A 21,363-nucleotide genomic window follows, 5' to 3' on the forward strand; every position below is an offset into this window, starting at 1 on the left:
GAGTGGCGCGATGTGCGCGATGACGTACGCGCACTGCATGCGCGCCCCGTCCCCCCACCCTCCCCCAAGCTCTCGGCTTCGCTCGAGCAGGGAGGTACCCCCACCCCGGAAGCGACGAAGACCCTTGCCGACCTCCCGGCCACGACCCGAAAGACCGTGACCGCCGGGCCAACGAGAGGACCACCTCCCGTGCCTGCCATCCGTTCCAAGCTTCTGCGCCGCGGCATAGCCGTGGTCGCCGCCCTCCCCCTCCTCACGCTCGCCGCATGCGGTTACGGCTCCAAGTCCACCACCACCCCGTCGGACCAGAAGGTCGCCGCCGGCGCCCAGAAGATCGACGGCCTCGACTCCGTCAAGATCGGCTACTTCGGCAACCTCACCCACGGCACCGCGCTGGTGGGTGTCCAGAAGGGCTTCTTCCAGAAGGCGCTCGGCGCCACCCAGGCCAAGTACCAGATCTTCAACGCGGGCCCCTCCGAGATCGAGGCGCTGAACTCCGGTTCCATCGACATCGGCTGGATCGGCCCCTCCCCGGCGATCAACGGCTACACCAAGTCCGACGGCAAGAGCCTGCGCATCATCGGCGGTTCGGCGTCCGGCGGCGTGAAGCTCGTGGTCGACCCCAAGAAGATCAAGTCCCTGGCAGACGTCAAGGGCAAGAAGATCGCCACCCCCCAGCTCGGCAACACGCAGGACGTGGCGTTCCTCAACTGGATCGCGGAGCAGGGCTGGAAGGTCGACGCGCAGAGCGGCAAGGGCGATGTGTCGGTGGTCCGCACCGACAACAAGGTCACCCCGGACGCCTTCAAGTCCGGCTCCATCGACGGCGCCTGGGTGCCGGAGCCGACCGCGTCCAAGCTGGTCGCCGAGGGCGGCAAGGTGCTGCTGGACGAGTCCTCGCTGTGGCCGGACAAGAAGTTCGTGATCACGAACATCATCGTGTCGCAGAAGTTCCTCAAGGAGCACCCGAAGGCCGTCGAGGCCGTGCTGAAGGCGTCCGTCGAGACCAACAAGTGGATCAAGGCGAACCCGGACGCGGCGAAGGCCGCGGCGAACCAGCAGCTGGCGGTCGACTCCGGCAAGGCGCTCCCGGCGAACGTCCTCGACCCGGCGTGGAAGTCCATCCAGTTCACGGACGACCCGCTGGCCTCCACTCTGAACACCGAGGCGCAGCACGCGGTCAAGGCGGGTCTGCTGAAGGACCCCGAGCTGGACGGAATCTACGACCTCACCCTGCTCAACAAGGTCCTCGAGGCCGAGGGTGAGCCGACCGTCAGCGACGCCGGTCTCGGCGCCAAGTAAAGCCCGCAGCCGATGAGTTCCCAGGAGGTGACGACCATGGCCACGACCCTCGCCACGGCCGCCGAGTCCGTCGACCAGGCGGCACGCCTTGAGCACGTCTCGAAGTCCTTCCCGGTGCCGGGCGGGCAGCAGCTCGTGCTGGACGACATCAGCCTCGATGTCGCGCCGGGCGAGTTCGTCACCCTCCTGGGGGCCTCGGGTTGCGGCAAGTCGACGCTGCTGAACCTGGTGGCGGGCCTGGACAAGCCGACCGGCGGTTCCATCACGACGGACGGCCGCCCGGCCCTGATGTTCCAGGAGCACGCACTGTTCCCGTGGCTGACCGCGGGCAAGAACATCGAACTCGCCCTGAAGCTCCGGGGTGTTCCGAAGGGTGACCGGCGCGAGCGCGCCGAGGAACTGCTGGAACTCGTGCGGCTGAAGGGCTCGTACGGCAAGCGGGTGCACGAGCTGTCCGGCGGTATGCGCCAGCGGGTCGCCATGGCCCGCGCGCTGGCGCAGGACAGCCGGCTGCTGCTGATGGACGAGCCGTTCGCCGCCCTGGACGCCATCACCCGGGACCTGCTGCACGACGAGCTGACCCGTATCTGGCTGGAGACGGGTGTGTCGGTCCTGTTCGTCACGCACAACGTGCGCGAGGCGGTGCGGCTCGCGCAGCGCGTGGTGCTGCTGTCCTCCCGCCCGGGGCGCGTGGCCCGTGAGTGGACGGTCGGCATTCCGCAGCCTCGCCGTATCGAGGACGCGCCCGTCGCTGAGCTGTCCCTCGAGATCACCGAAGTACTGCGTGGGGAGATCCGCCGCCATGGCCAGCACTGAGACCAAGACGACGGCAGGCGCCGAACTGGGCGGTGTGGAGGCCGGTCTCGACGCGCTGGAGACCACGGTCACCGGCCGTACGCCCTTCCGGCAGACCTTCGTCAACAAGATCCTCCCGCCGCTCGTGGGAATCGCGCTGGTCCTGGTGGTGTGGCAGGCGATGATCTCCTTCAAGGTCGTCGACGACCCGACCAAGCTGCCTTCCCCCGGCGCCGTGGCGGGCGAGTTCAAGGACGCCTGGCTACAGGGCTCGCTGCTCGGCTACATCTGGACCAGCGTCTCGCGCGGTCTGCTGGGCTTCCTGTTCGCTCTGGCGATCGGCACCCCGCTGGGCCTGCTGGTGGCGCGGGTGAAGTTCGTGCGCGCGGCCATCGGCCCGGTCCTGTCCGGTCTGCAGTCGCTGCCGTCGGTGGCGTGGGTGCCGCCGGCGGTGATCTGGCTGGGTCTGAACAACTCGATGATGTACGCGGTGATCCTGCTCGGCGCGGTCCCCTCCATCGCCAACGGCCTCGTCTCCGGCATCGACCAGGTGCCCCCGCTGTTCCTGCGCGCGGGCCGCACGATGGGCGCGACCGGTCTGAGGGGCGCCTGGCACATCGTGCTGCCGGCCGCGCTGCCGGGCTACCTCGCGGGGCTGAAGCAGGGCTGGGCGTTCTCCTGGCGCTCGCTGATGGCGGCGGAGATCATCGCCTCCTCGCCCGACCTCGGCATCGGTCTGGGCGCGCTGCTGGAGAACGGCCGCAACGCCAGCTCCATGTCCATGGTTTTCGAGGCCATCATCCTGATCCTGTTCGTCGGCATCGCCATCGACCTGCTGATCTTCAGCCCGCTGGAGCGGTGGGTGCTGCGCAGCCGTGGTCTGCTGGTGAAGGGCTGAGCCGCCTCATGCACAACCCGGTCCTCCTCGTGATCGCCCACGGCAGCCGCGATGCGCGGCACGCCGCGACCGTGCACGCCCTCGTACGGCGGGTGCGGTCGCTGCGACCGGGGCTGCGCGTGGAGACCGGCTTCCTGGACTTCAACGTCCCGTCCGTGCACGGGGTGCTGGAGTCCCTGGCGGCTCAGGACGTCCGGGACGTGGTGGCACTCCCCCTCCTCCTGACCCGTGCGTTCCACGCCAAGGCGGACATCCCCGCGGTCCTGCGGGAGGCGCCGCCGCGGCTGCGGATCCGGCAGGCCGACGTGCTGGGGCCCTCACCACTGCTGACGCAGGCCCTCGAACGCCGTTTGTACGAGGCGGGCCTGACCCCCGCCGACAAGTCCTCGACCGGGGTCGTGCTGGCCTCGGCGGGGTCCACCGACCCGGAGGCGATCGCAGTGATCGCTGACATCGCGCGGGAGTGGCGGCACACCGGTTGGTGCGCCGTGCGGCCTGCGTTCGCCTCCGCATCCCTTCCGCGCACCGAGGACGCGGTGCGCGAACTGCGCGCGCTGGGCTGCGCCCGGGTGGCCGTGGCACCGTACGTCCTGGCGCCCGGCTTCCTGCCGGACCGCATCGCGCGGGGCGCGGCCGGGGCGGACGTCCTGGCCGAGGTCCTGGGACCCGCGCCGGAGGTGGCGCGGGTCGTGGTGGAGCGCTACGACCGGGCCCGGGTGCCGACGCCCGCGGCACTCGGGGCCTGACCGTTGCCGATCCGGCGTCCTACGAGGTCGTGGTGGCCGTGACCGTGGCCGACGGGCCGGTGCCCGCCGCCGTCACCGCGGCGACCGTGACGGTGTAGGAGGTGCCCGGCTTCAGGCCGCCGATCACGCGGAACATGCCCTTGGCGGACGGCTGGGCGACCAGGACGTCCCGGACGGTGACGTCGATCGGGTCGCGGCCGTCGGAGACCGTCACCCGGTAGCCGATCACCTCGGCGTCGCCCGTCGCCGTCGGCGGGGTCCAGGCGAGGGTGGCCGCCGTGGACCGGGTGCGCAGCTTGGGGCTCGTCGGGGCCGGGGGCGGAGTGGTCGCGGCCGTGGGCGTCACCCCAGGGCGGCTCTTCGGTGCGTGGGCATGAACCCTCCCGTGGGCTTTACCTGTACCCAACGCCGGGAAAGGTAGGAGCACTTGTCCACCATCGTCAATCAACGTGACAAAAAAACGTTGAGTTCTTCGCTCGAGCGCTCGATTCATCGGACCGATGTTCACATTCGTGGCCACGCTGCCGGCGACGCTCAGTCGAAGCGCAGCCCTCCGGTCCTGGTCCTCTTCAGCTCGAAGAAGTCCGGGTGCGTGGCCAGAACCCGGAAGCTGTCGAAGAGTTCCGCCGCCGCGGTGCCCCGGGGGACGGCCCGCAGCACCGGGCCGAACCACACCGTTGCGTCCACATGGACGGTGGGTGTTCCCACATAGCCGCCCGAGCCGGGCTCGGCGCCGGCGTTGTGGCTGCGGCGTACGGCCTCGTCGTACGCGGGGTCGTGGGCGGCGGCGGCGAGGTCGGCCGGCAGTCCGAGCTCGGCGAGGGACTCGACGATCACCGCGTCGAAGTCCTCCATCTCTCGCTCGTGGATACGGGTCCCGAGCGCGGTGTACATATCACGCAGCACCTTCTCGCCGTGCCGTTCGGCGGCGGCGACGGCGACACGCACCGGGCCGATCGACTTGTCGACCAACGTGCGGTACCAGTCGGGCAGTTCGTTGCCCACGTTGTGCAGGTACAGGCTCATCACGTGGAAGCGGAGGTCGAGCGGGCGTTCGCGCTCGACCTCCAGCAGCCAGCGGGAGGTGATCCAGGCGAAGGGGCAGGCGGGGTCGAAGTAGGCGTCGACGCGGACGGGAGAGCTGTTCGGCATGCCGCTGACGCTAGTCGCCGATTGGCGCAGACCCCTGGTCCAATCGGCGGCCCTCTCAGTGGTCCACTTCGCCCACCGGGGTCTGCCGCGGATCGCGTCCGCTCGCCGCCAGCGCGCGCTCGAAGACGGGCGCGTCGCCGGGGACGGGCACGGGGTCGGCGAAACCGTCGTACTGGCGGTAGAGGTCGCCGTGGGTCTCGACGACGTCCAGGACCAGCCGTGCGGCGCCCTCGGAGATCCGGTACTCCTGGCCGGTGGCCGTCGCGACGTCCCATCCGTGGACGGCCAGCTCCTTGACGAGCATCCGCGCCAGTTCGTCCGCGGGCATCTTCGCCATGCCGAGGTCGATCTCCCCCTCCCACACGGCGGGGTCGTCCCAGGCGGCGACGGCGCGGACGAGCTGCTCGGCGTAGCCGCGCGCCCAGCCGGGGTCCGCGGTGAAGTCGCGTGCGGTCAGTTCCTCGGGCAGCTGCTTGCGCAGCGCGCGGTGTTCGAGTCCGTGCGAGGTGTACAGGACCCAGTGGTTCACCAGTGCACGGACGTCCCAGCCGGTGCAGTGGGTCGGCTCGGACAGCCGCTCCGCCCGGACGCCCCGGGCGACGCGGGCGGCCTCGGCAGCGCATTCGACCAGGTAGGGGCGCACGTTGTGGTAGGCATCGCTCATGCCTCCACGCTAGGAACGGCCGTCGCGCTCCTCTTGAACAAACGCGACACGCACCCTCGACCGGATCACGCGCGCTCGCCGTGACGTCCGCGACCGTGCGTGCCGCGCTGCCCGCCGTGTGCGAAGAAGTCGGCGAGGGGCAGGATGGCGGCGCCCACCGTGACCGCGCCCGGGCCCAGCTTGCCGAGGTCGATGGAGACGCGTTCGGCCGGATGGCGCAGGGCGTACGAGGCGGCGTACCGGCGTACGGCCGGCAGGAGGCGGGTGCCGAGCTGAAGCCCTGCCCAGCCGCCGATGAGGACGCGCTCGGGCTGGAAGAGATTGATCAGGTCGGACAGGCCGGCGCCCACGTACTCGGCGGCCTCTTCCAGGACGGCGAGTGCCACCGGGTCGGTGCCGGTGCCCTCGGGCGGGTAGGCCGCGGCGACCATCGCGGTCAGTGCGGTCTCCTCGTCGGTGCTCTCCGGTGGGCGTCCGCCCTCCTCGCGCCAGCGGTCGATGAGCGCCTCGGCGCCCGCGTACGCGTCCAGGCAGCCCAGGGCGCCGCAGCGGCAGCGGCGACCCCTGACCCGTACGGTCAGATGGCCCCACTCGACGGACCGGCCCTGCTCCACCTCCTCCGTGACGAGACAGGCGCCGACCCCGGAGCCGAAGAGGACGACGACCGCGGTGCGGGCGCCCCGGCCGGCGCCGAACCACATCTCGGCCTGGCCGAGCGTCCGGGCGCCGTTGTCGATGAAGTACGGGACGGAGTCGGGGAGTCCGCACGTCGAGCGCAGCAGGGATTCCAGCGGGACGGCGTCCCAGCCGATCGTCTGCCCGTGGACCACGGCCCCCTGTTCAGGGGTGCGTGCCACGATGCCGGGGACGCCGATGCCGACGCCCAGAAGCCGCTCGGGGGCGAGGTCCGTCTCGGCGAGGACCTCGGCGATGCCGTCGCGGATGTGACCCACGATGATCTCTACGTCGTAGCCGTGATGCTCCAGGGGCCGTTCGGCGCACGCGAGTTCGGTGAGGGTGAGGTCGAAGAGCTCGACGCGTACGCGGGTTTCGCCGACGTCGATGCCGATCATGTGGCCGCTGTCGGGGGCGACGCGGAGCAGAGTGCGGGGGCGGCCGCCGTCGGACTCGACGGTGCCGGCCTCCTCCACCAGGCCGTCGGCGACCAGTTCCGCGACCACGTTGCTGATGGAACCGGAACTCAGTCCGGTGGCCGGGCCCAGCTCGAAGCGGCTCATCGGCCCGTCGAAATACAACCGTTGTAGTACGGCGGTGCGATTACCCCGCCGCAGGTCGCGCACTGTCCGCCCGTTCCGCGCCGCCATGTGGGTCCCTTCCGACTCTGCCCGACCTGCAAGATACCTCCGCGCGATCCCTTGACGCGACCTTCCTTCGGGTCTTAACTCACACTCTAAATTAAGTTCGGGTGTCGTTCGGGATGAACGCGCCCGTGGATCTCCCTCCGGAAAGGGACGTCTGAGCCATGCGCAGAATCCGAGCCGCCGCTGCCGGTGCGGTCACCGTCTCCCTGCTGACCGCCGTGACCGCCTGTGGCGGCGGCTCGTCGACGGGCGGCGGCGGGTCCAACGACTCACCCAAGACGCTCACCTACTGGGCCTCCAACCAGGGCGCCAGCATCGAGGTCGACAAGAAGGTCCTCCAGCCCGAACTCGACAAGTTCGAGAAGCAGACGGGCATCAAGGTGAAGCTGGAGGTCGTCCCCTGGTCCGACCTCCTGAACCGGATCCTCACCGCGACCACCTCAGGGCAGGGTCCCGACGTCCTCAACATCGGCAACACCTGGAGCGCCTCCCTGCAGGCCACGGGGGCGCTGCTCCCGTGGGACGCCAAGAACTTCGCCAAGATCGGCGGCAAGGACCGCTTCGTCGACTCGGCCCTCGGCTCGACGGGCGCACCGGGCAAGGACCCGGCCGCGGTGCCGCTGTACTCGATGGCGTACGCCCTCTACTACAACAAGAAGATGTTCGCCGACGCGGGCATCTCCCAGCCGCCGGCCACCTGGGACGAGCTCGTCGCCGACGGCAAGAAGCTGTCCAAGGGCGGCAAGTGGGGCCTGGGCGCCGAGGGTGCGAACCCCTCGGAGAACATCCACCACGTCTTCGTCTTCGCCAAGCAGCACGGCGCGGACTTCTTCACCGCGGACGGCAAGCCCGACTTCACCAGTGACGGGGTGGTCGCCGCGGTCAAGCAGTACGTCGACCTGATGGCGACCGACAAGATCATTGCGCCGGGCAACGCCGAGTACGCCCAGAACCAGTCCGTGAGCGACTTCGCCAAGGGCACGAACGCGATGCTGTTGTGGCAGTCCGCGTCCGCCAACCTCGCATCGCAGGGCATGAGCGCGGACGCGTACGGCATAGCCCCCGTGCCCGTGCAGTCGGGCACCCCGGGCACGGGCAAGCAGGTCGACTCGATGGTCGCGGGCATCAACCTGGCCGTCTTCAAGAACACCCACAACCTCGACGGCGCCATGAAGTTCGTGAAGTTCATGACCGGCGACGCCGAACAGAAGGTCCTCAACACCGCGTACAGCTCGATCCCGCCGGTGAAGACCGCCCAGGCGGACGCCGCCTTCAACTCTCCCGCGACCGCGGTCCTGAAGGACACCCTCGCCAAGAGCGCCGTTGCGCTTCCGCAGGTGGCCGACGAGTCCCAGTTCGAGACGGCGGTCGGTACGGCCGTCAAGGACCTGTTCGCCGCCGCGGCCGCCGGACGCGCGGTGACCACGGACTCGGTGAAGGCCGAACTCGAGAAGGCCCAGCAGCAGATGCCGGCGAAGTGAGCACGATGACGACCACTGCTCCCGCAGAGGCCGCCGTGCACAAGAGCCCTTCCGGGGCGGCGAAGCGAACGCCCCGCCGTCCCGGGAGGATCCGCCGCATCGGACTGCCGTACCTGCTGCTCCTGCCCGCCCTGCTCCTCGAACTCCTGGTCCACCTGGTGCCGATGGTGATCGGCATCGTGATGAGCTTCAAGGAGCTCACGCAGTTCTACATCCGCGACTGGGGCACCGCCCCCTGGGCGGGCCTGTCCAACTACAAGGTGTCGGTGGACTTCGACGCCCCGGTCGGCCAGGCCCTGCTGCACTCATTCCTCGTCACCGTCGCCTTCACCCTCCTGTCGGTCGGCCTGTGCTGGCTGATCGGCACGGCGGCCGCGATCTGCATGCAGGACGCCTTCCGCGGCCGCGGCCTGCTGCGCGCCCTGTTCCTGGTGCCCTACGCGCTTCCCGTGTACGCGGCCGTGATCACCTGGGTGTTCATGTTCCAGCACGACAACGGCCTGGTGAACCACGTCCTGCACGATCAGCTGCACCTCACCGGCAAGCCGTCCTTCTGGCTCATCGACACCAACAGCTTCGTCGCGCTGCTCACCGTGTCCGTGTGGAAGGGCTGGCCCTTCGCCTTCCTCATCGTCATGGCCGGCCTGCAGAACATCCCGGGCGAGCTGTACGAGGCGGCCGCCCTCGACGGGGCCGGGATGTGGCAGCAGATCCGCCGCATCACCCTGCCGTCGCTGCGCCCGGTCAACCAGGTCCTGGTCCTGGTGCTGTTCCTGTGGACGTTCAACGACTTCAACACGCCGTACGTCCTGTTCGGCAAGTCCGCCCCCGAGGCCGCGGACCTCATCTCGGTCCACATCTACCAGGCGTCCTTCGTCACCTGGAACTTCGGCACAGGCTCCGCCATGTCCGTCCTGCTGCTGCTCTTCCTGCTCGTGGTGACGGGCGTCTACCTCGTGCTGACCTCCCGAGGAAGGAAGACGGCCGATGCCTAGCACCTCGCAGGCGCCCCGCTCCCCGATGGCTCCGCCCCGGTCCTTCCTCTGGTCCCGGCGGATCTTCCTCACCCTGCTCACCGGGTTCGTCCTGGTACCGGTCTACGCGATGGTCTCCAGCTCGCTGAAGCCCCTGGCCGACGTCTCCGGGAAGTTCCGCTGGCTGCCGAGCCACCTGACCGTCCGCCCGTACATCGACATCTGGTCGACGATCCCGCTCGCACGGTACTTCGTGAACTCGCTGATCGTGGCAGGTGCGGCGACGGTCTGCTCAGTGGTGGTCGCGGTGTTCTCCGCGTACGCCGTCAGCCGCTACGACTTCCGGGGCAAGCGCGTCTTCACGGTCACCGTGCTGTCCACGCAGATGTTCCCCGGCATCCTGTTCCTCCTCCCGCTGTTCCTCATGTACGTCAACATCGGCAATGCCACCGGCGTCGCCCTGTTCGGCTCGCGCGGCGGGCTCATCCTGACGTATCTCACCTTCTCGCTGCCGTTCTCGATCTGGATGCTGATCGGGTACCTCGACTCGGTGCCGCGCGAACTGGACGAGGCGGCGCTGGTGGACGGCTGCGGCCCGCTGGGGGCCCTGTTCAGGGTCGTCGTGCCGGCCGCGATCCCCGGCATCGTCGCGGTCGCCGTCTACGCCTTCATGACCGCCTGGGGCGAGGTGCTGTTCGCGTCGGTGATGACCAACGACAACACCCGCACGCTCGCCGTCGGCCTCCAGGGCTACTCCACGCTCTACAACGTCTACTGGAACCAGATCATGGCCGCCTCGCTCGTCGTCAGCGTCCCCGTGGTCGCCGGGTTCCTGCTCCTGCAGCGCTACCTCGTCACCGGGCTCACCGCGGGAGCCGTCAAGTGACCACCCCTCTCGCCTTCGAAGGGAATTCCGTGACCATCGACCTTGCCGCACTGCCCGAGGACTTCCTGTGGGGGACGGCCACGTCGGCCTACCAGATCGAGGGGGCCGTCGCCGAGGACGGCCGCTCCCCCTCGATCTGGGACACGTTCTCACACACTCCCGGCAAGATCGACAATGGCGACCACGGAGACGTCGCCTGTGACCACTACCACCGCTGGCGCGAGGACATCGGCCTGATGCGGCAACTCGGCACCAACGCCTACCGGATGTCCATCGCCTGGCCGCGCGTGGTGCCGGGCGGAGACGGTCCGGTCAACGCCAAGGGGCTCGACTTCTACGACGCGTTGATCGACGGCCTGCTGGAGGCGGGCGTCACTCCGTCCGTCACCCTGTACCACTGGGACCTGCCGCAGGTGCTCCAGGACCGGGGCGGCTGGCCGGTCCGCGACACGGCCCACCACCTCGCGTCGTACGCGGCGGTCGTCGCCGAACGTCTCGGCGACCGCGTCCGCCACTGGACCACGCTCAACGAACCCCTGTGCTCCGCGTGGATCGGCCACCTGGAGGGCAGGATGGCCCCCGGACTGACCGACCTCACGGCCGCCGTCCGCGCCTCCTACCACCTCCTCCTCGGTCACGGTCTGGCCGCGCAGGCGATCCGTGCGGCGGCGCCGGGCGCGCAGGTGGGCATCGTCAACAACCTCTCCACCGTCCACGCCGCCACCGACCGGCCGGAGGACCTCGACGCCGCCCGCCGTATGGACGGGCACACCAACCGCTGGTGGCTGGACCCGGTGCACGGCCGCGGCTTCCCGGCCGACATGCGAGAGGTGTACGGCGTCGAACTTCCGGAGCAGCCGGGCGACTTGGAGACCATCGCGCAGCCCCTCGACTGGCTGGGCCTCAACTACTACATGCCGGCCACCGTTGCCGACGACCCCACCGGGCAGGCCCCACGGGTCCGCACCGTTCCCCGCCTCGGCGTGCCCCGCACCGGCATGGACTGGGAGGTCGACGCCTCCGGCATGGAGCGCCTCCTGCTCCGCCTGACGCACGACTACGGCGCCCGCAAGCTGTATGTCACGGAGAACGGCTCCGCCTATCCCGATGTCGTACGCCCCGATGGAACCGTCCACGACCCCGAGCGCACGGAGTATCTGGAGCAGCACCTCGCGGCCTGCACTTCGGCAGCCCGTCAGGGTGCCCCCCTCGCCGGTTACTTCGCCTGGTCGCTGCTGGACAACTTCGAGTGGGCGTACGGCTACGACAAGCGCTTCGGGCTGGTGCACGTCGACTACAGGACGCAGAAGCGCACAGTGAAGGGCACTGGGCGCCGGTACGCGGACATCATCCGGGCACATGCGGAAAGGGGCCGCAGCGCCGCTTGAGCGGGAGGCGGGTGGAATGCGGCAGCCTACCCGGCGGCGTCCGCCACGGCCTCGTCTGCGAGTCGCACCAGCTCCGCGACCGGCAGCGACCCGGGCACCCGGCGCTTCCGCGCGAACGTGGTCCCATGGATCTTTGTGGATCTCCGGGGATCTCCGGGGATCTCCGGGGATCTCCGAGGATCTCTGCGTCACTTCGTCCCGGGGCCGAACGGCGTCCCCTGGTGGAAGTACAGCTGCCAGCCGTCCTCGGTCCGCCGCCACAGCGAACTGCGGTGCGCGTGACGGCCGTCGTTCTCCGTGTCGAAGGTGAGGTGCACCAGGTCCGGGGCGAGCTGGACGCCCGTGATGGGGGAGGTGACGGACGGCCGCATCCCCGCATCGGTCGTCGAGGCCAGCGTCTCCATGACGGAGGCCCGGTCCCAGTGCCGCCCGGAGACTCCGAACTCGTGGAAGTCGGGGTGCAGCAGCGCCCCGACCTCTTCGGGTGAGCGGCCGACCTCCGGGTCCAGGAGACGCAGTTCGCGCTCGATCGCCGCCTCGACGGCCGGCCCGTGCTCAGGCACGGGTCAGCTCCTCCAGTTTGACGACCGTGTTCCAGTTGCGGGTGGTGGCGATCAGCCCCTTGGTCAGCCGGGGCCTCGACAGCTGTTCGGCGAGCTTGGACCGACCGAGGCCGTCGGGGACGTAGAGGTAGAGCGCGCGGTCGCCGAGCCGGAACTCCTCCGGAAGGTACGCGGCCGGGTCGATCTCCGCGAACCGTTCGGCGTCCACCGACCCCGAGCGGTACGTGACGTGCAGCTGCCTGCCCTCCAGTTCGCCGGCCGGGAACGGGCAGGCCTCGCGTACGGCCTTCAGGTACGCATGGTCGCGTACGAGCACGTCGACCCGGAAACCGAAGTCCTTCTCGATCGCCTCCTCCAGCTCCGTCGCGAGGGAGTCCTCGTCGCCGTGGTCGGCGGTGAAGACCGCGTTGCCGCTCTGCAGATACGTGGCCACCCCGGTGTGACCGAGCCCGGTCAGCAGCTCCCGCAGCCGCGCCATCGGCAGCTTCCGGTTGCCGCCCACGTTGATCCCCCGCAGCAGCGCCGCGTACGTCGTCGTCATGCTGACACCCTAGAGCGGATCCCCGGGCGGGCGCCCGGACCCTGATCCCGGCCCCCGAGCACCCCGGACAGTTGTAAGGGGCCACTGTCCTCCCCGATGGTGAGGCGGGCCGGTCCGAGGGGATGAGCCGGGGCGCTCACGGTTCACCGGGCAGCACGACGAGTCGCGCTTACGCCGCCCCTACCTTCGAAGCGAACGGTGGCGGCAGGGGGCCGTCACCCGCACAGAGGGGGGCAGCCCGTCATGGGGAACGGAGATACGCGGGTGCGGGGCATCGCCGCCCGGGCCGGCGGCTGGAGCGCTCGGCACCGATGGGCTGCCGTCGGCATCTGGGTGCTGTTCGTCGTCCTGACCATGGCCGTCGGCTCGGCCGCCGGGCGCGTCGACATCAAGGACAGCGACGAGCTCAAGGGCGAGACACACACCGCCGCGAAGATCATCGAGGACGCGGGGATCAAGCAGCCGGCCGGCGAGAGCGTGCTGGTCCAGGCGAAGGACGGCACCACCACGGCCACCGACCCTGGGTTCCGCGCCGCCGTCACCGCGGTCGCGCGGGCCGTGGACGGCACCGGCCGGGTGACGGACGTGACCTCCCCGTACGACACGAAGAGCATCTCCAAGGACGGCCGCAGCGCCCTGGTGCAGTTCGACATGCGCGGCGACGCGGACACCGCCGGTGACCGTGTCGAGCCCGTGCTCAAGGCCGTCGCCGGGGTCCAGAAGGACCACCCGCAGCTGCGGATCGAGGAGATCGGCAGCGCCAGCATGCGGAAGACGTTCTCCGATGCGTTCGGCGACGACTTCCAGCAGGCCGAGTACTCCGCGGTGCCGGTGGCGCTCGGCATCCTGCTGATCGCTTTCGGCGCGCTGGTCGCGGCGCTGCTGCCGGTGGCGCTCGCCATCACCGCGATCATGGCGACGATGGGCCTGATGGACATCGCCAGCCATGTGCAGGCGATGAACGACACCGCCAACTCCGTGATGCTGCTGGTCGGCATGGCCGTCGGCGTCGACTACTGCCTGTTCTACCTGCGCCGCGAGCGGGAGGAGCGCGCGGTCGGGCGCGATGCGGGCACCGCGCTGCGCATCGCCGCCGCGACCAGCGGGCGCGCCGTGATCGTCTCCGGTGTCACGGTGTGCGTGGCGATGGCGGGCATGCTGTTCACCGGACTCGCCACGTTCGAGGCGATGGGCCTGGCCTCGCTGATGGTGGTGGCGGTCGCCATGGTCGGCTCGGTGACCGTGCTGCCCGCGCTGCTGTCGCTGCTGGGCAAGCGGGTCGAGAAGGGCCGCATCCCGATCCTGCACCCGGACAAGCGGCGCGCACGGGCCGGCCGCGGGACCGACGAGGGCAGCCGGCTGTGGCGCGCCGTCCTGAAGGTGGTCCTCGCCAGGCCCGCCGTCTCCCTCGTGGTCGCGGCCGGTGCGCTGCTGGCGATCGCCGCGCCCGCGCTCGGCATGAAGACCCAGAACCTCACCCTGGACCAGGAGTTCGGGAACAAGCTGCCCATCGTGGCCACCTACAACCGGGTCAACGAGGCCTTCCCCGGCGGCTCCGAGCCGGCCCAGGTCGTCGTCAAGGCGAAGGACATCAACGCGCCCGGCGTGAAGTCCGCGATCGCCGGCTTCCGCTCGGAGGCGATCGCTTCGGGCGCCTCGCGCGGCCCGGTCGACGTCAAACTGCACGACGCGCAGAACGTGGCCGTGATCTCCGTCCCGCTCGTCGGCGGCTCCGACCTGGACAAGGCGGGCAAGAGCCTGGAGCTGCTGCGCGACAAGGTACGGCCCGACACGCTCGGCAAGGTGGAGGGCGTGCAGGCGCCGATCACCGGGCAGGTCGCGGGCTCGCACGACTTCAACGACCAGCTCGTCGGCTCGGTGGTCCCGGTCTTCGCGTTCGTCGTGGTCTTCGCCTTCCTGCTGATGCTGCTGTCGTTCCGCTCGCTGACGATCGCGATCACCTCGATCGTCCTGAACCTGCTTTCGGTCGGCGCGGCCTACGGCATCCTGGTCGCCGTCTTCCAGCACGGCTGGGGCGCGTCGCTGGTGGGCGCGCACGGTGTGGGCGCCATCATCACCTGGCTGCCGCTGTTCCTCTTCGTCATCCTGTTCGGCCTGTCGATGGACTACCACGTGTTCGTGGTCTCCCGGATCCGCGAGGCCCGTCTGCGGGGCCGGACCACGAAGGACGCGATCACGCACGGTGTGGTGACCACGGCCGGGGTCGTGACCAGCGCCGCGGTCATCATGGTCGCCGTCTTCGCGATCTTCGGCACGCTGTCCATGCAGTCCATGAAGCAGATGGGCGTGGGCCTGGCCGCCGCGGTCCTCATCGACGCGACCGTCGTCCGGGGCGTGCTGCTGCCGGCGGTGATGGCGCTGCTGGGCGAGCGCAACTGGTACCTGCCGAAGTGGCTGCACCGGCTGCCGGACCTCACGCACGACGAGACGCCGCAGGCGGTGGCACCGGCGGTGCGGGACGAGAACGAGCCGCTGGGAGTCTGAACCCCACCTGAGCGAGGGCCCGTCGGCGACCGGGGAGCCGACGGGCCCTCCCCTTGTGGGCAGTCGGCGGCCCTCCCTGTGCGGGGATCTCACATCGCCGACGCCCGGTGCAGCCTGGGCGCTTGTCCGCGGGGTTCGTCCGGGCCCCGGCCGGTCGCCGTCCCGACCTGCGTGGATGCGACACTGGCAGACCTCAAGGAGCCGGTGGAGGACACGGAGGCGGGCGATGGACGAGACGCGGGCGCGGGATGTGCTGGACGCGGCGGGCGTACTGCCGGGTGCGGCGCGGGACGCGCGGCTCCTCGCCCTGGGTGAGAACGCGGTGTTCGCCGTCGGGGATCTGGTGGTCAAGGTGGGCCGCGACGCCGAGCTGCTGGACCGGGCGCGGCGGGAGCTGGACATCGCGCTCTGGCTGGCCGAGGCGGATGTCCCGGCAGTGCGGGCCGCCGAGCCCGAACCGCTGCTCGTCGACGGGCATCCCGTGACCGTATGGCACCGGCTGCCCGATCCCGTGCGCCCCGCCGAACCGCGCGACCTGGCCGAACTGCTGCGGATCGTGCACGACCTCCCCTCCCCCGCCTTCACCCTGCCGCCCCGCGATCTGCTGGGCGGGGTGGAACGCTGGCTGCGGCTCGCGGGCGACGCGATCGACCCGGCGGACGCGGCCTATCTGCGCGAGCGCCGCGACGGGTTCGCCACCGCGGCGGCCGCGCTCACCCCGCATCTGGCGCCCGGGCCGATCCACGGCGACGCGCTGCCGCGCAATGTGCACATCGGCCCGGACGGCCCGGTCCTGGTCGACCTGGAGACCTTCTCCGCCGATCTGTGCGAGCACGACCTGGTGGTCATGGCGCTCTCCCGCGACCGCTACGGTCTTTCGGCCGAGGCGTACGACTCCTTCACCGCCGCCTACGGCTGGGACGTACGCGCATGGGAGGGCTGCTCGGTGCTGCGCGGTGCCCGGGAGACGGCCAGCTGCGCCTGGGTCGCCCAGCACGCGCCCAGCAACCCCAAGGCCCTCGCCGAGTTCGAGCGCCGGGTGGCGTCGTTGCGGGACGGGGACGAGACGGTGCGCTGGTATCCGTTCTGAGAGCCTTCGGTTTCGTTCACCGACCCGCTCCGCGCCGCCGTCGAGCCGTGGCGGGTGCCGGCTCCCCGCGTCCCGGTCCTTGATCGTCCCCGCGGCGCGGCGCAGTTCGGTCAGCACCGTGCGGACCGCGGTGCGGGCCGTGCGTTCGGGGCGGCACAGGGCGTCGATGTGCCGCCTGGCCTGGACGCCGTCGATCGGCCGGAGGACCAGCGCCGGGTGCGGGCGCATCGTCCAGCGCGGCATCAGGGCGATACCTGGGTTTTCAACGACGATTGCTCCACCTGCTTGAGGTCGGCCTCGACCTCGCATCGGCCGAAAAGAGGCGAAGCACATCGCGCGTTGGGGCCCGGCATGACCCGCCGAGCGCCGTCCCCCCGCGCAACATGCCCGTCTCAGACCCTCCCGTCCACCGCCTCCCGCAGCGGCCACGTACCGTCCACCACGGCCCCCGCGTCGCCCTTGGCGCGCAGGAACTCCTGGAAGTCCGCCGCCCAGTCCGCGTACCACTCGATCTGGCGGCGGTGCAGCTCCGCCGGGCCGAGGGCCGCGACCTTCGGGTGGCGGCCGGCTATCGCCGCGGCCAGCCGGGCCGCGGCCAGCGCGTCCGCGCCCGCGTTGTGCGCGGACTCCAGCGCCACCCCGTACTCCGCGCAGACCGCTTCCAGGTTGCGCTTGCCGCGGCGGTAGCGGTCGGCCCAGCGGTCGATCGTGTACGGGTCGATGACCGGGGCCGGGGCGAGGCCCCCCAGACGGTCGCGCAGGGACGGCAGTCCGTGCCTTCGCAGCTCGGCGGAGAGCAGGGTCAGGTCGAAGGCCGCGTTGTAGGCGACGACCGGGACTCCCGTCCTCCAGTACGCCACCAGGACCTCAGCGATGGCGTCCGCGACCCGGTCGGCCGGGCGGCCCTCGGTCATCGCCCGCTCGTTGCTGATCCCGTGCACCGCGACCGCGTCGGCCGGGATCTCCACGCCCGGATCCGCAAGCCAGTCGCGGCGGCCGAGCGGCTCCCCGTCCTTGACCTCGATCACCGCCCCCGTGACGATGCGCGCCTCATACGGATCCGTCCCGGTCGTCTCCAGGTCGAAGCCGATCAGCAGCTCCCGGTGCCAGGCCATGGCGGCCCCCCTTCGTGGTGGTGCTTTCCCCCAGTGGCCTCCACCTTCGCATGCGCCACTGACAATCCGAGGACCGGATTCCGCTTCCGGTCGGCACCATCGGACAGTTCAGGACACCGGACGCGAATCCGCCCAAGCCAGTTCGAACTCCTCGCGGTAGGTGGGGAAGAGCCCGTTCTCCTCGACGTCGTCCGACTTGACGACCCTGCTGCCGCCGCGCAGCACCAGCACCGGCGCTTCCATACCGCGGGTGCGCCGCAGATAGGACTGCACGACCGCGATGCCGTCGGAGCCGTCCCCGTTCACCAGGTACGCGGTGAAACGGGGCGTCTCGTCGAAGACCTGGATCTCGAAGGCGCCCGGGTCGCGCAGCTTCGAGCGCACCCGGCGCATGTGCAGGATGTTCATCTCCACCGCGCGGCTCAGCTCGCCCTTCCTGATGCCGAGCTCCCGCTCGCGCCGTTTGACCGCGCTGGACGCCGGGTTGAGGAACAGCAGCCGCACCCGGCAGCCGGACTCGGCGAGCCGCACCAGCCGCCGCCCGGAGAAGTTCTGCACCAGCAGGTTCAGGCCGATGCCGATGGCGTCCAGGCGGCGGGCACCGCCGAAGATGTCCTCGCCTGGGAACTGCCGCAGCAGCCGTACCCGGTCCGGGTGGACGGCGACCACGTCCGCGTACCGGTCGCCCACCAGGTCCTCGACCGCGTCGACGGGCAGCCGGCGGGCGGAGGGCACGTCGCCGCCCGCGCCCAGGATCTCCAGGAGCCTGGCGGAGGCGCGCTCGGCCTGCGCGAGGACCGCCTGGGACAGGGCCCGGTTGCGGGAGACCACGTTCCGGGTCACCTCCAGCTCGTCCAGGGCGAGCTCCACGTCGCGGCGCTCGTCTATGTACGGCTCGAAGCACGGCCAGTGCTGCACCATCAGCTCGCGCAGCTGCGGCAGCGTCAGGAAGCTGAGCACGTTGTCGTCGGCGGGGTCGAGCAGATACCCCTTGCGGCGGCTGACCTCGCGTACCGCGACCGCCCGCTGCACCCACTCCTGGCCGGCCGGTCCGGCGGCGGTGACCACCCAGTCGTCGCCGTGGACCGGTTCGTAGATGGGGCGGAGAACGGCGGCCACGACCGCGCGCAGCCGCTGCTCCACCAGATTCAGCCAGATGTAGGCCCGCCCGGCCCGCTGGGCGCGGGTCCGCACCTCGCGCCACGCGTCGGCGTCCCAGTCCAGTTCCGGTCCGATGGATCCCATCTCCATCGGCCGTGCCAGGGACACCGCCCCGGGCGGGACATCCGCGGAGTTTCCCTCGTGACCCTCGTCACCAGGGGGCAGCTCCAGCCCTCCCGAGCCCACCCGCGCACCGCCTTCCGCTCCCCCGAGCCTCCCCAGGGGCAAGACCCCGGCCAACGATCAAGGAAGACTACTCCGGGAGTGCGGCACGGTGCAGCCGGATGGACAGGGTCGTTTCTCAACTACCGTTTCCGAGCCGTCCGTTCTGGTCGGCGAGGGCGGGCGGAGTGAGCGGATTCATAGCCGTGACGTCGCGCGGAGCGATGGAGAAGCCCTGCCAGTGGACCGGCATGGGCTGCTGGTCCTCGTCGCGCGCGACATGATGGAAGCCGACGTTCACCCACACCATCGGGTGAGTGAGAGTCTGGCCGTTGACCCACTTGTCGACCGTCTTGGCCGCCTCCGTACCGCAGTTGCCCACGTTGTCACTGGCGAACTGCTCGCACGGGTTGTACTCGGTGAAGTAGATGTCGTGCTTGGTGAAGTCGTGGCCGAGGTATTTGGTGGACGCCCCGGGGACGATCTCGTACGAGCGCGCGTGGCCGTCCTTGTTCTTGCCCGCGTCGCTGACGACCCGCCACCAGCGCATGTTCTTGGCGTCGCCCGCGAGTTCCTTGGTGACCGTGGTGCGTGCCGTCCCGTTGCTGGGCGCCTGGGCGCCCCGGGCGGGCGGGCTGACCACGGAGTCGTACTGCTCGATCCTGTTCCTGGAGGAGCCGTCGAGGCCGAAGTCGAGCCGCCAGAAGACGTTGTGGCTGTGGCTGGTGGCGTAGGAGCGGGCGCCGTTGCCGATCGGCCAGCCGCGGCCGTCGCCCGCGTCGTAGTCGTACGGCGAGAGGCTGCCGGTTGCGCCGACGTTCATGTTGACCGTGCCGTCGTCCTGGAAGCGCCACTCGGTGATGTACTCGTACCAGCCGACCTTGTTGACGGTGTATATCAGCAGGTCCTTGCCCTGGGCCTGGTAGACCTTGTTCCCGTCGTCGCTCTGCATGCGGTAGGCGTGGCCGCGCGAACGGGTCGTGGTGCACAGGCCGTTGACGTCCGGGTGGCGCGGGTCCCAGGCGTTCGGTACCTTCACCGTCTTGATGGTGCCGCCGGGACACTCGGCGGGCGCCATGTTCATCAGGCCCTGCGCGAACCCGGCGCCGGTCAGGTCGCTGTACTCGACCGAGCCGTCGTCGTAGGGGACGTCGATCTGGGCGAGCCGGGCGCTGTTCAGGACCTTGATCGGGCGGCTCTCGCCCGGCGGCTGGTAGGAGACGTGTTCCAGCACCAGACCGGCGTATTCGTCGTAGCGCCGGCACATGCGCCAAGTGGTGCCGGTGGAGAGCTTCTGTTCGATCCGGTAGGCGGCGGCGCACTCGGCGGCCGGCGCGGCGGCGGTCTTCGGCCGGGCGAAGGCCGGGGTGGCCGCCGTGCCGCCGAGGGCGAGCCCGGCGGTCAGCAGGCCGGCCATGGCCCGCCGGTGGAGCGACTGCCGACGGGCACGGCTGTTTCTGTTGCGCATGACGAAGAGACTCCTGTTGCACGAAGCGAGAAGGACGAAGGGCGAAGGGAAGCGAGGCACCGCGCCCGCGATCGGGAGATCCGGAGTCCGAGGTCCGCGGTCCGCAGTCCGCAGTCCGCAGTCCGCAGTCCGCGGTCCGGAAAAACGTTCCCTCGGAAGGCGGTGACCGCGTGGTTCAGCCGAGCCTGCCGACCTTTCGGGCGCTCAGGTCGATCACGAAGGAACGGCCGTCGATCCAGGAGCCGTTCGGGATCTTCGGGAGGAGCCGCACGCAGCGGTGCCTGCCGCACTGGTCGAGGACCGCGGGCTGGGCGCCCGGGACCGCCCGGTAGACGATGCCGGTGAGCATCAGCTGGCCGGGCGAGGTGAGGTCCTTGCCGGTGGCGTCCTTGTAGTCGGCCTTCAGACCCGCGCCCAGCGGGTCGGCGACGAGCAGCCGGGCCGCCTCGGCGTTCTCCTCCCGGGTGAGGGGCGGCTGCACACCGTGCTGGGTGCCCGTCCCCTCAACCTTCCCGGAGCGGAGGTCGACGGTCTTGGTGACAAGAGCGTCGCTCCTGTAGTCGTAGAGCGTGACCTCCGCGCGTCGGGGCGCGTCCGGGTCGTCCAGTTCGTCCGCGTCCGGTTCGGCGAGGTCGACGGCGAGGCGTTGTGGGCCCTTCGTGCCCTCCACGTCCTGTCCGGCGGCGAACTGCGGGCCGCTCAGCGCGATGTGCTCGGCGCGCCGCACCTCGTCGTCGGTCAGCGGGTCGTCGCCCTTGCCGGTCGCCCCCTCGGCGGGATCCCGCTCGACGACGCCGGGCCCCACGGACTGGTCCTGCTGCCGGGCGGCCTGTCGGGCAGCGAGCCCGCCGCCCTTGCCACCGGACTCCTCGGCCCCCGCCGAGCCCGGCAGCGTGATCCCGACCATGACGGCGGTCCCTGTCACCGCGATGGCCGCACCCGCCACCACCTTGCCCAGGTGGCGGCGCACTGTCCTGCGCACATTTCCCCCTACTCCCCCAGGGTTGCGGGAGTGGCTCGAGCCCCACTGGTTCGGCACACCACGGCGCGCGGTGGTCAGCGCGCGCCGGGTGTGCGCTGGTCGGCCGTTAAGAGGGATGCAGGTGAGAGAAGGTTCCATCGTCGGAGAGATCGGATGGCGCCGCGGACG

Annotated in this window: 20 protein-coding genes and 1 pseudogene; 10 read left to right on the plus strand and 11 right to left on the minus strand. The window is 70.5% G+C overall.

Annotation, left to right across the window (positions count from 1 at the left end; all coding sequences use genetic code 11):
* Positions 1 to 189 precede the first annotated feature (189 nt).
* Genes AB0N14_RS16130 through AB0N14_RS16145 form a run of 4 tightly spaced genes read left to right on the plus strand, consistent with a single transcriptional unit; the run spans position 190 to position 3,741 of the window.
* On the plus strand, positions 190 to 1,302 hold the full coding sequence (locus tag AB0N14_RS16130) for an ABC transporter substrate-binding protein (protein WP_366026275.1): 1,113 nt from the start codon (positions 190 to 192) through the stop codon (positions 1,300 to 1,302).
* A gap of 12 nt (positions 1,303 to 1,314) precedes the next feature.
* Entirely contained in the window at positions 1,315 to 2,118 is an 804-nt protein-coding gene (locus AB0N14_RS16135; RefSeq protein ID WP_366026276.1) for an ABC transporter ATP-binding protein, read from the plus strand.
* A complete protein-coding gene (locus AB0N14_RS16140) occupies positions 2,105 to 2,995 on the plus strand; it encodes an ABC transporter permease (RefSeq protein WP_366026277.1) in 891 nt (296 codons plus the stop codon). Before AB0N14_RS16135 ends, AB0N14_RS16140 begins: the two co-directional genes overlap by 14 nt.
* 8 nt (positions 2,996 to 3,003) lie before the next feature.
* Positions 3,004 to 3,741, plus strand: a complete 738-nt coding sequence (locus tag AB0N14_RS16145; protein WP_366026278.1) for a sirohydrochlorin chelatase — start codon at positions 3,004 to 3,006, stop codon at positions 3,739 to 3,741.
* Between the two features lie 19 nt (positions 3,742 to 3,760).
* Here the strand turns inward: AB0N14_RS16145 and AB0N14_RS16150 are convergent, their stop codons facing one another.
* The 4 genes from AB0N14_RS16150 to AB0N14_RS16165 form a co-directional block, all read right to left on the minus strand.
* The gene (locus tag AB0N14_RS16150; RefSeq protein ID WP_366026279.1) at positions 3,761 to 4,087 is read right to left on the minus strand and encodes a fibronectin type III domain-containing protein; all 327 of its coding nucleotides are present in this window, start codon (positions 4,085 to 4,087) and stop codon (positions 3,761 to 3,763) included.
* Positions 4,088 to 4,275: 188 nt separating this feature from the next.
* A complete protein-coding gene (locus AB0N14_RS16155; protein WP_366026280.1) occupies positions 4,276 to 4,893 on the minus strand; it encodes a DsbA family protein in 618 nt (205 codons plus the stop codon).
* Positions 4,894 to 4,948: 55 nt separating this feature from the next.
* On the minus strand, positions 4,949 to 5,557 hold the full coding sequence (locus AB0N14_RS16160; protein ID WP_366026281.1) for a TIGR03086 family metal-binding protein: 609 nt from the start codon (positions 5,555 to 5,557) through the stop codon (positions 4,949 to 4,951).
* Between the two features lie 65 nt (positions 5,558 to 5,622).
* On the minus strand, positions 5,623 to 6,882 hold the full coding sequence (locus tag AB0N14_RS16165; protein ID WP_366026282.1) for an ROK family transcriptional regulator: 1,260 nt from the start codon (positions 6,880 to 6,882) through the stop codon (positions 5,623 to 5,625).
* 158 nt (positions 6,883 to 7,040) lie between these two features.
* On the opposite strand from AB0N14_RS16165, the gene AB0N14_RS16170 reads away from it, so the two are divergent.
* The 4 genes from AB0N14_RS16170 to AB0N14_RS16185 are packed head-to-tail and all read left to right on the plus strand — an operon-like array spanning position 7,041 to position 11,608.
* Positions 7,041 to 8,360, plus strand: coding sequence for a sugar ABC transporter substrate-binding protein (locus tag AB0N14_RS16170; protein WP_366026283.1), 1,320 nt, complete (start codon positions 7,041 to 7,043; stop codon positions 8,358 to 8,360).
* Between the two features lie 5 nt (positions 8,361 to 8,365).
* Positions 8,366 to 9,355 carry a sugar ABC transporter permease gene (locus AB0N14_RS16175; RefSeq protein ID WP_366026284.1) on the plus strand — a complete coding sequence of 330 codons (990 nt, stop codon included), beginning with the start codon at positions 8,366 to 8,368 and terminating at the stop codon, positions 9,353 to 9,355.
* Positions 9,356 to 9,380: 25 nt separating this feature from the next.
* Positions 9,381 to 10,220 (plus strand): carbohydrate ABC transporter permease, encoded by an 840-nt coding sequence (locus AB0N14_RS16180; RefSeq protein WP_366026416.1) that lies wholly within the window; start codon positions 9,381 to 9,383, stop codon positions 10,218 to 10,220.
* Between the two features lie 29 nt (positions 10,221 to 10,249).
* Complete coding sequence (locus AB0N14_RS16185; RefSeq protein WP_366026417.1) at positions 10,250 to 11,608, plus strand: GH1 family beta-glucosidase; 1,359 nt, start codon at positions 10,250 to 10,252, stop codon at positions 11,606 to 11,608.
* A 188-nt stretch (positions 11,609 to 11,796) separates the two neighbouring features.
* On the opposite strand, the gene AB0N14_RS16190 is transcribed toward AB0N14_RS16185, so the two are convergent.
* Together AB0N14_RS16190 and AB0N14_RS16195 are read right to left on the minus strand one after the other, a co-directional pair.
* Positions 11,797 to 12,171: a DUF4440 domain-containing protein gene (locus tag AB0N14_RS16190; protein ID WP_366026285.1), complete on the minus strand. Its 375-nt coding sequence runs from the start codon at positions 12,169 to 12,171 to the stop codon at positions 11,797 to 11,799.
* Positions 12,164 to 12,712, minus strand: a complete 549-nt coding sequence (locus tag AB0N14_RS16195; RefSeq protein WP_366026286.1) for a DUF1697 domain-containing protein — start codon at positions 12,710 to 12,712, stop codon at positions 12,164 to 12,166. The genes AB0N14_RS16190 and AB0N14_RS16195 overlap by 8 nt, the downstream gene beginning before the upstream one ends.
* 243 nt (positions 12,713 to 12,955) lie before the next feature.
* Between AB0N14_RS16195 and AB0N14_RS16200 the strand changes: the two genes are divergently transcribed.
* Together AB0N14_RS16200 and AB0N14_RS16205 are read left to right on the plus strand one after the other, a co-directional pair.
* Complete coding sequence (locus tag AB0N14_RS16200) at positions 12,956 to 15,217, plus strand: MMPL family transporter (RefSeq protein WP_366026287.1); 2,262 nt, start codon at positions 12,956 to 12,958, stop codon at positions 15,215 to 15,217.
* A 226-nt stretch (positions 15,218 to 15,443) separates the two neighbouring features.
* Positions 15,444 to 16,307: an aminoglycoside phosphotransferase family protein gene (locus tag AB0N14_RS16205; RefSeq protein WP_366026288.1), complete on the plus strand. Its 864-nt coding sequence runs from the start codon at positions 15,444 to 15,446 to the stop codon at positions 16,305 to 16,307.
* Between the two features lie 69 nt (positions 16,308 to 16,376).
* Here the strand turns inward: AB0N14_RS16205 and AB0N14_RS16210 are convergent.
* From AB0N14_RS16210 to AB0N14_RS16230, 5 genes and pseudogenes are all read right to left on the minus strand, one after another.
* Positions 16,377 to 16,562, minus strand: a pseudogene (locus AB0N14_RS16210) (LysR substrate-binding domain-containing protein); the annotation flags it as partial.
* 137 nt (positions 16,563 to 16,699) lie between these two features.
* Complete coding sequence (locus AB0N14_RS16215) at positions 16,700 to 17,422, minus strand: 3'-5' exonuclease (protein ID WP_366026289.1); 723 nt, start codon at positions 17,420 to 17,422, stop codon at positions 16,700 to 16,702.
* Between the two features lie 108 nt (positions 17,423 to 17,530).
* On the minus strand, positions 17,531 to 18,769 hold the full coding sequence (locus tag AB0N14_RS16220) for an SAV2148 family HEPN domain-containing protein (protein ID WP_366026290.1): 1,239 nt from the start codon (positions 18,767 to 18,769) through the stop codon (positions 17,531 to 17,533).
* Positions 18,770 to 18,884: 115 nt separating this feature from the next.
* Positions 18,885 to 20,213 carry a copper amine oxidase gene (locus AB0N14_RS16225; RefSeq protein WP_366026291.1) on the minus strand — a complete coding sequence of 443 codons (1,329 nt, stop codon included), beginning with the start codon at positions 20,211 to 20,213 and terminating at the stop codon, positions 18,885 to 18,887.
* 175 nt (positions 20,214 to 20,388) lie between these two features.
* Positions 20,389 to 21,195: a Tat pathway signal sequence domain protein gene (locus AB0N14_RS16230; protein WP_366026292.1), complete on the minus strand. Its 807-nt coding sequence runs from the start codon at positions 21,193 to 21,195 to the stop codon at positions 20,389 to 20,391.
* Positions 21,196 to 21,363 lie beyond the last annotated feature (168 nt).

The sequence above is a fragment of the Streptomyces sp. NPDC051104 genome (genome assembly GCF_040682835.1).
In the GTDB taxonomy this organism is placed as follows: domain Bacteria; phylum Actinomycetota; class Actinomycetes; order Streptomycetales; family Streptomycetaceae; genus Streptomyces; species Streptomyces cynarae.